This is a genomic window from Steroidobacter sp. (assembly GCF_016790065.1).
GTDB lineage: Bacteria > Pseudomonadota > Gammaproteobacteria > Steroidobacterales > Steroidobacteraceae > Steroidobacter.
Genome location: NZ_JAEUPY010000476.1, coordinates 1 through 12234, shown reverse-complemented (window position 1 = coordinate 12234; position 12234 = coordinate 1). Strand labels below are relative to the sequence as shown.

Here is a 12234-nt window from a genome sequence, read left to right as displayed (position 1 = left end):
GCCGAGAGAAATTCCTGGAAGGCAGCATCCGCACCATCAACAATGGCTTCGCTCAGGACGATTCCTATCAGCGTCTGCTGAACCAGGAACAGCGCACGTTGAGCGCGTACACGGAACTGAAGATTCCGATCTTCTCCAAGTTGAACTCGATCCCCGGTGTGCGTGAACTCGATCTGCAGCTGGCGGCTCGCACGGAGAAGTACTCCATGATCACGCGGCCCGCGAGCACTTACATCTACGGAACCACGGCGAACCTCGCGACCAACGTGCCAATCGTGCGCACGGACATCGACTACAGCTCGACCAATCCGACGTTCGCGTTGCGCTACAAGCCGTTCGATAGCTTGATGCTGCGAGCAAGCTACGGCACTGCATTCCTGCCGCCGAGCTACAGCCAACTCTCAGCGCCCATCGAGAGCCCCACATCGACCATCACCATCGTCGATCCACGGCGCGGCAATGCACTGACCGACATTCATCCGATTCGCGGTGGCAACCCCGACATCGAACCGCAGGGCTCGAAGAACTGGAACCTCGGCCTGGTGTTTGAGCCGGCGGCAGTCAGTGGACTGCGGGCCTCGCTCGAATGGTTCAAGTTGGAACAGGACAACGTGATCGTGACGCCGACCGTGCAACAGATGGTCGATCTGGAAAGCCAGTTCCCGGGTCGCATCGTGCGCGCCGCGCCAGCGCCGGGACAAACCGTCGGGGCGATCACGGAGGTCAATGCGACGCTGATCAACGCGAACAAGGGTGAGACGGCGGGCTTGGACGCGACCTTGGAATACCGGCTCAAGACGGATGCCTTCGGCACGTTCTCGTTCTTCGCGATGGGCACGCGCGTGCTGGAATACAAAATCCAGAACACGATTGCAGCTCCGCTCGAAAATATCGTCAACGAACTGGGTCGCGGTGGTCCGGTGAGGCTGCGCGTCAACGGTGGCGTGACGTGGGATCGGGGCATGTGGTCGGCGAGCTGGCTGATGCGCTACTTCGGTTCCTATAAACAATACGACGTGGGCACCAACGCCTATGTAATCGCTCAGGGCAGCGAGTACGTGCCGAGCCAGCAGTATCACGACGCTCTTGCGAGCTATCGATTCGGCGCAGCCACGACCGGCAGCTCGGGCTCGTGGCTGACCGACGGCCTCGAAGTGCAGCTGGGCATCAAGAACGTGTTCAACAAGGCCCCGCCGTTCGATGCTTACTACGGCGTGCAGAGCATCTACTACAGTCCGCTGGGCGATCCGCGCATGCGTAGTTACTGGATGTCGGTCAGCAAGTCGTTCTAATCAACGTCGAACATGCGCGTGGGGATCGTGATGTCTGTGAAGATGTCTGTGAAGATGACGAGTTGCTTGGCGTTGTGGTGTGTGGTCGTGCTCAGTGCGTTCGCCGCGCAGGCGTCGGAGCCGCGCTCGGTGGCGCCGGTGTTACGAAAGGACATCGAGCAGGCTCGTGCCGAATGGAACAACGTCGGTGTCGCGGTTGCGGTGGTGAAGGGCGACACCGTCATCCTCACGCAAGGGTTCGGTTTGAAGCAGGCCGGGGAGCCATCCCCGGTCGATGCCGCCACGCTGTTTCAGATCGGTTCGACCAGTAAGGCATTCACCGGAGCGGCGCTCGGCATTCTGGTCGATGATGGCAAGATCGGTTGGGACGATCGGGTCATCGATCACTTACCGGGGTTCCGCCTGGCCGATCCGTGGCTCACCCAACACCTGACGATTCGGGACACGGTGACTCATCGCAGCGGCATCGCTGAGACACCTTATTATGTGTTCGGCGTGATGACCCCGGACGAAGCGGTCGGCCAGTTGCGTTACGTCGAGCCCGAGGCCCGGTTTCGAGATTCGTTCCGCTACAGTAATTTGATGTACGGCGTGGCCGGGCAGCTCATCGCCGCGGCGTCGGGGATGAGCTGGAACGACTTCGTCCAGCGCCGGCTGCTACAGCCTTTAAATATGACTCGCAGCGGCACCAGTGGCTCGCAGTTCTGGGATGCCCAGTACGTGACGGCGACCTTTCAAGGAACGGCTAAGGCGCCGCGACGGTTGTGGTCGGATGCACGCGACGGCAACGTGGCGATGCCGCACGTATTGGATGAGAAAGGGCAGGCGACGGTGCTCGCCTGGCAGAGCTACGACAACGCGGCGGCGGCGGGTTCCATCGTGTCGAATGCCACCGACATGGCAAATTGGCTCCGCCTCAATCTCAACGAAGGGCGGTTCGGCGGGCGGCAGATCGTGAGTCGCGAGACTCAGCGAGAGCTGCATGCCACTCAAAATCTACATGTCGATCCGGCCCGGGATTGGTTTCCTTTGACGGGCTCGGTCGAAGGCTATGCGATGGGATGGTTCAGAAGTCGCTATCGCGATCACCTGCATGTCGCGCACAGCGGCGGAATCATCGGCTTTCCTGCATATGTGGCGCTGCTGCCCGAGCAGAAGATCGGTGTGGCAGTGTTATCGAACAGCCCGAATCGCAGCGGCGATACTCAGGCGTTCAACAAGGTCATCGCTTTTGGCGTGCTGGATCGAATGCTGGGCTCGCCGTCGAACCATTGGAGTCAGCAGTTCCTGAAGCGAGCAAAGTTGGCACAGTCGACGGCGCGACAGAAAGAAGACGAGCTGCAGCGTGCGCGGCTGCCCGATGCACCGCCGTCGCTGCAGTTGGATCAATACGTTGGCGACTACGAAGACCGGCGACACCATTCCGGGCCAGTCAGCATCCGTTTGCAGAACGGTCAGCTGTCACTGAAGTTCTCCGGCGAGGGTGCGTTCGCTGGGACGCTCGAGCCTTGGCATCACGATGTGTTCCGACTCAGTGCACGAGGTAGCCCGTGGGGATTCGCCAGCTTCACACTGGATCCGGCGGGCAAAGCGTCGACGCTGTCGGCATTCGGTTCGACCTTCGAACGTCTCGCAACCCCGGTGCGTCCATGAGCATGCGTCGTCGTGACTTTCTTCAAGGCGCGCTCGCGGCCGGTGTGGCGTGCGCGGCGCCGACCTCTTGGGCTGCAACGAACCGCAACGCTCAGGCGCTCGAGGTGCAGCGCTCGACGCTGGTAGTGAATGGACTCGATCCGTCCGACCTGCGACCCGAGTACCTCGACATGTTACGAACCGGCGGTGTGCACTGCTGGCACGACAGCGCCGGCAGCAGCCTGGCGAGCTTCGCCTCCAGATTGCGCTTCTTCGATGAGAACAAAGGGAAGATCGCCCAAGCACGCAGCGTGCGCGACATCAAACAGCTGCGCAGCCAAGGCATTCTTGCCAACGTGTCGGGCTGGCAGTCGGCCGGCGCGCTCATCGTGAACGGCTCGCCGGCGCCGCGAAACTTGCGTGTCTATCACGAGCTGGGTCTGCGGCTCTGCGGAATCGCCTATAACTTCGCCAACGATTTCGGCGGCGGGTGTTTGGACCCGCAGGTGGGGCTGACCCGCGCGGGTCAGCGTCTGGTGGAGGAGATCCACCGCTCGCGTGTCGTACTGGATATCGGCGGGCACACCAACGAGCAGACGTCGTTCGATGCACTCGCGATCTCCGCAGGCGTGCCTGTCATCTGCAGCCACACCAACATTCGCGCCCTCAACGACAACCCTCGCTGCTCCACCGATAAGTTCCTCGAAGCCATCGCGAAGACCGGCGGCGTGATCGGCGTGTCGGCCTTCAACGATTTCCACGCCCGTCGCGCGAGCGATGCGAACGTGGTGCTGACGCCTCAGGTGGGCTTGGATAAGCATCTCGATCAGTACGACTATCTGAAGAAGCTGGTCGGCGTCGATCACATCGGTCTCGGGCCGGATTTCATCGAAGGCCGCAACCACGCCGGCACGCTGACGGCCGAGGCCAAGGTGTACATGGTTGCTGAGGCGTACAGCCAGCAGATGCCGTGGTTCTACGTGAAGGGCTTCGAGAACATCGCCGAGCTGCCGAACGTGACGCAAGGCTTGCTGGATCGAGGTTGGAGTGCGGCCGAGGTGCGCAAGGTGTTGGGAGAGAATTGGTTGCGGGTGTATGAGAGGGTGTGGGGGGCGTAGACCGGGCGATGACGCTAAGCCACTGAGCGGCTTAGCCATTAATTTTCTTTCTGCCGGCCGCTGAGGTTCCGGCCAGGCCAGTTGTCTCAATCCCAATGGCGTCTGACGCCGGGGTGATCGAATGCTGGTCTGGGTGTATCGTGCCGACCATGGCGACTGAGCCGGACGGGAATGTTCAGCATCAACGGAAGATCCTGATCAACGCGCTGTACCGCAGGTACCAGCGTGCGCTCGTGCGTTTTCTGACCCGCCAGCGCTTCTCCCGCGAGGAGGCTGCGGACATCGTCCACGATGCCTACGTCCGGATGCATCAAGTGCCGGACGTGGCGGGCATCGAGTACCCGCAGGCGTTCCTGTACCGGCTGGTCTCCAATCTGGCGCGCAACGACGAAAAGCATCGGCGCTACATTCGGGGGCAAGGGACGGTCGATGTGCAGAGCGTGGACGTGCCCACCGATGCGCCCGGCCCCCATCGTCTACTGCAGGGCCAGCAGGAACTGGCGTTGGTCAGGCAGGCCTTCAACGAACTCAGCCCGAAATGTCGCCGAGCCTTCGCCATGCATCGCTTCGACGGCTGTAGTTATGCCGAGATCGCCCGCGAGTTGGGCGTTTCAGTGTCCATGATCGAAAAGTACATTAGCCAGGCGTTGACCCATTTGAAGGGTCGGCTGGCCGTCGCCGGACCGCAACCCGAAGCCCGGTTGCGGCTGCTCAAATAGGTTATGAAAGACCAGCCAAGGACATCGACCGCGCGTGCTGCCGCCGAAGCGGCGGATTGGTATGCGCGTTTGCGGGCCCAGGACGTGACGGAGATCGAGGCCATGCGTTTTCGCGCCTGGATCGCCGCCGACCCGGTGCATCGACAGGAGTTCGAAACGCTCGATCAGTTTTGGGACGAGCTTGGCGTGCTGGGAGATTGCCCTGAGGTGGCGCAGGAGCGGCGTGGGCGCTGGTGGCGCTCGCCTCGATTCTCCACGCCAGCGAGGCTGTCGGCGGCGGCAGTCATGCTGATCGCGATTGCGGCTGGCTGGTTCGTGTATGCCACGGCCGGTCGCTACGACACGGCTTACGCTGAACAACGGGTCGTCGCTCTACCGGACGGATCGACCGTGACGTTGCATTCCAATGCTCGCATCGAGCTGCATTTCACGCCGGAACGGCGGGGCATCGAGCTGGTGCGCGGGCAAGCGCATTTCGATGTGGCCAAGGATGCCAGCCGGCCTTTCGTCGTCGCAGCGGCGGGCCGGGAGGTGCGTGCATTGGGTACGGTGTTCGACGTTCATCGAAATGCGGATCGCGTCCTCGTCACGTTGGTAGAAGGGAAGGTCGCTGTCACGCCGAGCGTTACCGAGACGGGCGCGTCGGCCGTCGCTGCGCCTCCCATCGTCCTGACTCCCGGTGAGCAGCTGTCGTATGGCGCGCCAACAAGCTCAGATGTGGCGGCGGCTGCGGCTACAGCCACCGCGGCCAACGTGACGGCCGGTGTAACAGAGTGGCGCGAGCGCAGCCTGGAGTTCAGCGATGTGTTGCTGACCGACGCGATCGCTGAGGCAAATCGTTACTCCAGGTTGCAAGTGGTGCTCGATGTGCCGAGGCTGCGAGATGCGCGCATCAGTGGCCGCTTCGAAGCGGGCAAGATCGAAATGTTCGTCGAAGGCGTGTGCGCCTATCTCGACATCGATGCACAGCGAGTTGGCGAGCACCGCATCGTGTTGCGCGATCGCTCCTGACTGCCCGCGCAAAAAAATACTTTCACTCGATTGAGGGACGGAATTCCTCAGATGTCTCAATACCGGGCGTGACATTGACTCATGCCTGCGTCTAAGAACATCTTGGGGAGCAGCTAATGAAACGTCACGCACCGATACTCGGCGCGCTTACCGCCTCTGTCGCGTTCATCGCGGCCGTGCCCGTCGCACTCGCTTCCGACGAGCCCGCACAGCACTACGACATCGAAGCCCAGTCGATATCTTCCGCGCTCAAGGCGTTTTCCTTGCAGTCGAAGATTCAGCTGATCTTCGGCGAGCGCGACGTGGTTCAGTATCAGACGCGCGGTATCTCCGGCACGTTGTCACCGCAAGAAGCGTTACAGCGGCTGCTCGATGGCACCAATCTGGATTTCGAGTTCACGGCAAACAACGTCGTCGTGGTGCGTCCGGCCGGCGGCAAGCGACACCAAAGCTCCACTGAAGCGAACGGTTCCTCGGGTGAGCGGTTGCGTCTTGCGCAGGCCGGTCAGAGTGCAGCTGATCACGACGTGACCATTTCCGAAGTCATCGTCACCGGCCGGCTCATCGACAACGTTTCGATGATGAAGCGCGGCGAGACGCTGCGCGAGACGCCGCAGTCGGTGACGATCATGACCCAGCAGCGCATCGACGAACAACGTCTGGGCAGCATCAGCGAAGTACTCGATCAGGCGCCGGGCCTGTCGGTGGAGATGGACGCATACAACCGGCCGTCCAGCTTCTACTCGCGTGGCTTCGAAGTCAGCAACATGCAGGTCGATGGCGCGTCGGTGGGCGTCAATCGCAGCTATAACTCGAGTCGTAACCTCGCCATGTACGAGCAAGTGGAGGTGTTGCGAGGCGCGGACGGTTTGTTCGCGGGCAGCGGCGATCCCGGTGGCACGGTGAATCTGGTGCGAAAGCGTGCGTTGGATCATACGCAGGTGTTGATCAACGCCTCCGCGGGTCGTTGGGACAGCTACCAGGCTGACTTGGACGTGACCGGTCCGCTGGCGTTCGATGGTCGCTTGCGTGGCCGCGTCGTTGCACAGTGGCACGACAAAGATTTTTTCTATAACACCGCGGCGTCGAACGGCCGATTCTTCTATGGCACGGTCGAGATGGATGTCACCGACAGCACGCTGTTGGTGCTCGGCGCGAGCCAGGGGAAGTCCGATGAAGTGGCGTCGTTGGGGGGCGCGCCGCGCTATACCTCGGGGCAGCTGGTGCCGGGCTGGACGCGCGAGCGCGCTGTGGTGGCGGATTGGAGTTCCTGGAATGAGGAAGCCAGCGAAATTTTCACCCGAGTCGAACAACGGCTCGGCGAACGCTGGAAAGTGACGCTCAGCGCCATGCATGAAGAGTTGGATCTGTATTCCAACACCCTGTACATCGTGGCGATCAATCCGCTGACCAATCTGGGCGTTGTGACCACTCGAGGCAACGTCTACGATCCGCAGACCAACGCCGTCGACCTCAACGTGAGCGGCAAGTTCGAGTTGTTCGGTGGCACGCACAGCGTGCTGTTCGGCTATGACAGCTACAAGACTCGGGGCGATGCCTGGGGTATCGGTTCGTCGTGGGACAATCCCATTCCCACGCTGCTCAATCCGTTGGACTTCCATGAGGACACCATTCCCGCGCCGTCGCGTCTCACCAAGACTTGGCGCGAAAATCCGATCACGCAGCAGCACGGCATCTACGGCCGCGTGCAAATGCAGCTGGCGCAGCCTTTCAAGCTGATCGTGGGCGGACGCTACTCTTCGTTCGAGTCCAGTTCCGATGTGTGGTGGGCGCACAATGCCGATGGTTCGCTCGCGGCGACGCCGGACAGCGTTGCTTCCTATAAGGACGACAGCATCTTCACGCCCTACGCCAGCGCGCTGTACGATCTGAACAAGCAGTGGACGCTATACGCAAACGTGACAGAGATCTTCAAAGCGCAGGCTGATGTTTACAGCGGGCCGCTACCCGGCCACGTGATGGACCCGATCAAGGGACGCAGCTACGAGCTTGGCACCAAAGCCGATCTGCGTGACGGCCGGCTGGAAGTCTCGATGGCGCTGTACTACATCGAGCAGACCGGCAAGGGCGAGCAGGATCCCGCGTACCCGGACACCGGCAGCAACTGGCGCTGCTGTTATCTGGATCTGGGTGAAGTGATCAGCAAAGGCATCGACACGGGCTTCTCCGGCGAGCTGTCGCCTGGCTGGTCGCTGTTCGGTGGCTACACCTACAACGAGAATGAAAACAAGCGCGAAGATGTGCCGCTGCTGACGCTGGCGCCCAAGCACATGTTCAAACTGTGGACGTCCTACCGGCTGCCGGCGTTTGAGCGGAAATGGTTGGTGGGCGGCGGCGTGACTCTGCAAAGCGAACGCTTTGTCTCGGGCACCGTGGCCACCTACAACCCGGACACCGGTTTGTATAACGGCCCACGCGTGCCCTTCGAGTGGGGCCAAGGCGGCTTCACGGTATGGAACGCCATGGCCCAATATGAAATCAGTGACAGCTGGCAGGTTTCGCTCAACGCCAACAATCTGTTCGACAAAACTTACTTTGCCGGACTGTCAGTGGGCTCGCGATATGCCGAGCCTCGCAACGTCATCCTGACGGTACGCGGGCGCTTCTAACGCTGCGTTTTTGATTGCCGGCCGGGCCGCTCGTGCCCGGCCGTGTCCACTTCATCTTTCGCTTCCGGTGACTCATGCGAGTGATCGCTCTAATTCTATTGATGGCTATTTCCGTCGTGACTCCTGTGCGCCACGCTGGTGCTGCTGAGGTGCCAGTCCTCGAGCGGGGCAAGGCGGTCGACCAACTGTTCGCCGAGTTCGGCACGGACACACCGGGCGCCGCGGTGGGTGTGTTTCGAGAAGGCGAGGTGCTGTATACGAAAGGTTACGGCATGGCGAATCTCGAGACGGCCGCAGTCGTCACGCCGGAGACGTCGTTTCATATCGCCAGCCTGTCCAAGCACTTCACTGCTTTCGCGGTGCTGCTGCTGGCGCACGAAGGTAAGGTCGACCTCGATGCCGACGTTCGCACCTATCTACCGTATGTGCCGGACTTTGGCCGCAAGATCACTGTGCGTCATCTCATCCTGCACACCAGCGGTTTGCGGGATCAAGAATCGCTAATGAACTTCGCCGGACTGCAGGGCAATCTGGTGCTGAGCCAGGCCAATGTGATCGAACTGGTGTCGCGGCAGCGCTCGCTGAGTTACGCGCCGGGCACCGAGTTCTCTTACAACAACACCGGCTACACGCTGTTAGCGGAGATCGTACGCGCTGCCAGTGGAATGGGGCTGCGACAGTTTGCCGCCGAACGAATTTTCGGTCCCTTGCAAATGCGGAATACGGTGTTCAGCGACACGCTGAGCGACGTGGTGCCCGGCAGAGCGAATTCCTACTCTCGCAACGACGCGGGGCGATGGGAGCGCACTGTTCTGAATCAGGAATCGTTTGGCGCGACTGGAATACGCACCACGGTCACCGACATGGCGCGGTGGGCAAACAACTTCATCACGCCGGTGGTGGGCGATCGTCGGTTGATCGCGGAGTACACCCGCGCCGGAACTCTGGATGACGGCACACCACTTCCCTATGGCTTCGGTCTGGACTGTTTGAAGATTCATGGCGCCGATAGCGTGTCTCACGATGGTGCCGAAGCGAAATTCACCTCGACCTTCATTCATTTCATGGACCAGAAACTGTCCGTGGTCGTGCTGGGGAACACGGCGGCCAAGACGCGCACGCGTGCTGAGCAGATCGCTGGGATTTATCTGGGCGTGAACGCTGCGCAGGGCACGCCAGCGGTCGAGTCGATTCCGCAGCGAGTCCAGCCGAGTCAGCAGCAGTCGGCCAGCTTGGCGGGACTATATGCGTCGTTCGGAGCGGTGCTGCGCTTGGAGTACCGCGACGGCAAGCTACAGCAGACTCGGTCGAAAGATGCGGTCGACGTCGTGTTGCGTGCCGATGGCACGGTGGATTTCGGCGACGAGGCGCGCGGCGGCGGCGAGTACTACCAGGTCATTCGCGCTGGCAACGGCACGGTTCAGGCGCTCCAAGAAGGTCGAGCCGGTGAGAGCGGTCGCCCGATTCGCTATCAGCGGGTTCGTGCTGTCGATGCGCAGCGCGTCGATCCGAAACCTTACGTTGGCCGATATCGCAGCACCGAGCTGGATGCGACGTACTCGGTGTATCTCAACGACGGCAAGCTCGAGGCGCGCAGTCTCTGGTCCTCCAAGCCGCTGGTGCTCGAGCCCATCTATGAAGATGCTTTCAAAGGAGGCAGCTGGATGTTCAGTCACATCGGGTTCGAGAGACGCGGTGGTGCGAAAGCTCGTGCGTTGATTCTCAGCAATGGCCGCGCGCGCAACGTGCGATTCGAGAGAGTGCAATGAACGTGGTGCGTGTCACGCTGGCATTGCTCGCCGGCACTGTATTCATTACGCCGTCGTCATGGGCTGATCGATTCGACGCTGTGCGCGACCATATTCGCGCTGGTCTGATCGAGCATTCAGTGCCCTCGATCACCGTGGCGGTGGCGCAGGATGGCAAGATTCTCTGGGAAGAAGGCTTCGGCTGGGCGGATCGGGAAAAGCGCATTCCGGCCACCGAGCACATCATGTACTCGCTGGCATCGATCTCCAAACCCATCACCACCACGGGCTTGATGACACTGGTGCAGGCGGGCAAGGTGAATTTGGATGCACCCGCAAACGACTATCTCGGCAATGCGAAGCTGCGTGCTCGGGTCGGCGATGCGCGTGACGCGACGGTGCGCCGCCTGGGCAACCACACTTCGGGCATGCCGGGATATTCGCAGTTCTATTATGTCGACGAGGGTTATCGGCCGCCGTCGAGAGATGAGACGATTCGACGCTACGCAGATATCTCTTATCTACCGGGCGAACGGTATCAGTACTCCAATCTGGGCTATGGCGTGCTCGACTACATCATCGAGCGGGTCTCGGGACTGAGCTATGCGGAGTACATGCGCCGTGAAGTTTTCATTCCTTTGGGGATGACGCGGACTTCAGTAAACATCGGACCGGGACTGGAGGCATTCACGGCCACACGCTACGGCTCCGATGGCGTGCCGTTGCCGTTCTATGAGTTCGATCATCCGGGCGCCTCGGCGGTGTTCTCCAGTGCTCACGATCTGGTGCGCTTCGGTTTGTTTCATTTGCAGCAGCGCCAGCGCGATCAAAAGGCGATCCTGACCGACCGCTCCATCGAGGAGATGCATCGTCAGACCGCGAAGCCTGGGCCGAACGGGTATGGATTCGGGTTCTTCGTCAATACCCGTAGCGGTCAGCGCGTCGTCACGCACAGCGGCGGCATGACCGGCGTATCGACGCAGCTGTTGCTGCTTCCGGATGCGAAGCTGGCCATCGTGGTGCTCAGCAATTCCATGTCCCCACTGACCACCAGCACGATGGACCGTATCGCGAGCGTGATGTTGCCGAAGTGGGAACCGACCAAACGACGTGAGGTGCGCGCACCGGAGCCGTTTGTCACGCCAGCGCTGTTGCTGGGAACGTGGCGGGGCGTGTTGACGACCTATGTAAAGGAGCTGCCGCTGCAACTGAAATTCAGGAGCGACGGCACGGTGCACGCCCAGTTGGGCGAGCAGCTGCCCACATTGGTCAACGATCCGATGTTCATCGACGGGCAATTCATCGGCACCATGGCGGCTCGCCTGGGAACACCGGACGCTGATCGGTTCGCGGACCGGATCCAGCTGTTTCTGGATCTGCGTAGCGGCGCTCTCATGGGTGTCGCTGACGCGCGCGATGACGGGAAGGGCGCGCGCCTTCGCGATGCGGTTCCGCATTGGGTGGAGTTGCACCGGCAATCAGAGGTGTTCGAATGAGGCTGTTGTTGGCGTTGATCGCGACCAGTGTGTGCTGTGTGGCGCTAGCCGATGGATTCCCTGTTCCGGCGCAGCTGTTTGCCGGCGAACCCCGAGGCCCGTATGAGACTGGAACGTTCGAAGAGCTCTGGCTGAATGCGGCGTTGGACGATCCGAGTACCGCCGATCCTCGGGACAAACGCAAAGTGCTGGTGCAGATCTGGTATCCAGCAGCGCCGGCGCGTAACGCGAAGCGTGCGCCTTACGTGATCCATCCGGAGTTGTATGCGAAGGATCATTGGTCGCGCAAACTCGCGCACGTCACCACTCAATCTGCGTTGAACGCACCAGTGGCGTCGGCGACGGGGGCGTTCCCCGTGCTGCTCTATAACCATGGCGGTGGGCAGCCGCATTTCAGTACCACGTTTCAAACAGAGTTCCTGGCGAGTCAGGGTTATGTGGTGGTGGCCATCGGTCATCCCGGCGCCAATGACATCGAACGTTTCCCCGACGGCAAGCCGTACGTCAACGATGGCGCACGCTGGATTACGCGTCCGCCGGACTCAATGAATCTGTCGGCGCGGGAGGGGCTCGAGTATCGGATCGAGC

Annotated in this window: 8 protein-coding genes and 1 pseudogene; all 9 read left to right on the top strand. The window is 61.2% G+C overall.

What is annotated here, in order from left to right; genetic code table 11:
• Window positions 1–1292 (top strand): TonB-dependent receptor domain-containing protein (locus JNL55_RS19650; protein ID WP_293857579.1); only part of this gene is annotated, 1292 nt, incomplete at its 5' end.
• Between the two features lie 30 nt (window positions 1293–1322).
• Complete coding sequence (locus tag JNL55_RS19645; RefSeq protein ID WP_293857576.1) at window positions 1323–2945, top strand: serine hydrolase; 1623 nt, start codon at window positions 1323–1325, stop codon at window positions 2943–2945.
• A complete protein-coding gene (locus tag JNL55_RS19640) occupies window positions 2942–4042 on the top strand; it encodes a dipeptidase (protein ID WP_293857573.1) in 1101 nt (366 codons plus the stop codon). The genes JNL55_RS19645 and JNL55_RS19640 overlap by 4 nt, the downstream gene beginning before the upstream one ends.
• Window positions 4043–4191: 149 nt before the next feature.
• Window positions 4192–4761, top strand: coding sequence for an RNA polymerase sigma factor (locus JNL55_RS19635; protein ID WP_293857570.1), 570 nt, complete (start codon window positions 4192–4194; stop codon window positions 4759–4761).
• Between the two features lie 3 nt (window positions 4762–4764).
• Complete coding sequence (locus JNL55_RS19630; RefSeq protein WP_293857567.1) at window positions 4765–5772, top strand: FecR family protein; 1008 nt, start codon at window positions 4765–4767, stop codon at window positions 5770–5772.
• A 116-nt stretch (window positions 5773–5888) separates the two neighbouring features.
• The gene (locus JNL55_RS19625) at window positions 5889–8402 is read left to right on the top strand and encodes a TonB-dependent siderophore receptor (protein ID WP_293857563.1); all 2514 of its coding nucleotides are present in this window, start codon (window positions 5889–5891) and stop codon (window positions 8400–8402) included.
• Between the two features lie 101 nt (window positions 8403–8503).
• The gene (locus JNL55_RS19620) at window positions 8504–10171 is read left to right on the top strand and encodes a serine hydrolase domain-containing protein (protein ID WP_293857560.1); all 1668 of its coding nucleotides are present in this window, start codon (window positions 8504–8506) and stop codon (window positions 10169–10171) included.
• Window positions 10168–11646, top strand: coding sequence for a serine hydrolase domain-containing protein (locus JNL55_RS19615; protein WP_293857557.1), 1479 nt, complete (start codon window positions 10168–10170; stop codon window positions 11644–11646). Before JNL55_RS19620 ends, JNL55_RS19615 begins: the two co-directional genes overlap by 4 nt.
• Window positions 11643–12234: pseudogene (locus JNL55_RS19610) on the top strand (hypothetical protein); the annotation flags it as partial. The gene JNL55_RS19615 and the pseudogene JNL55_RS19610, both read left to right, overlap by 4 nt.

Coding starts and splice junctions, on each gene's coding strand:
- JNL55_RS19645 (WP_293857576.1), top strand. CDS start 1,323: ATGTCTGTGAAGATGTCTGTGAAGATGACGAGTTGCTTGGCGTTGTGG.
- JNL55_RS19640 (WP_293857573.1), top strand. CDS start 2,942: ATGAGCATGCGTCGTCGTGACTTTCTTCAAGGCGCGCTCGCGGCCGGT.
- JNL55_RS19635 (WP_293857570.1), top strand. CDS start 4,192: ATGGCGACTGAGCCGGACGGGAATGTTCAGCATCAACGGAAGATCCTG.
- JNL55_RS19630 (WP_293857567.1), top strand. CDS start 4,765: ATGAAAGACCAGCCAAGGACATCGACCGCGCGTGCTGCCGCCGAAGCG.
- JNL55_RS19625 (WP_293857563.1), top strand. CDS start 5,889: ATGAAACGTCACGCACCGATACTCGGCGCGCTTACCGCCTCTGTCGCG.
- JNL55_RS19620 (WP_293857560.1), top strand. CDS start 8,504: ATGGCTATTTCCGTCGTGACTCCTGTGCGCCACGCTGGTGCTGCTGAG.
- JNL55_RS19615 (WP_293857557.1), top strand. CDS start 10,168: ATGAACGTGGTGCGTGTCACGCTGGCATTGCTCGCCGGCACTGTATTC.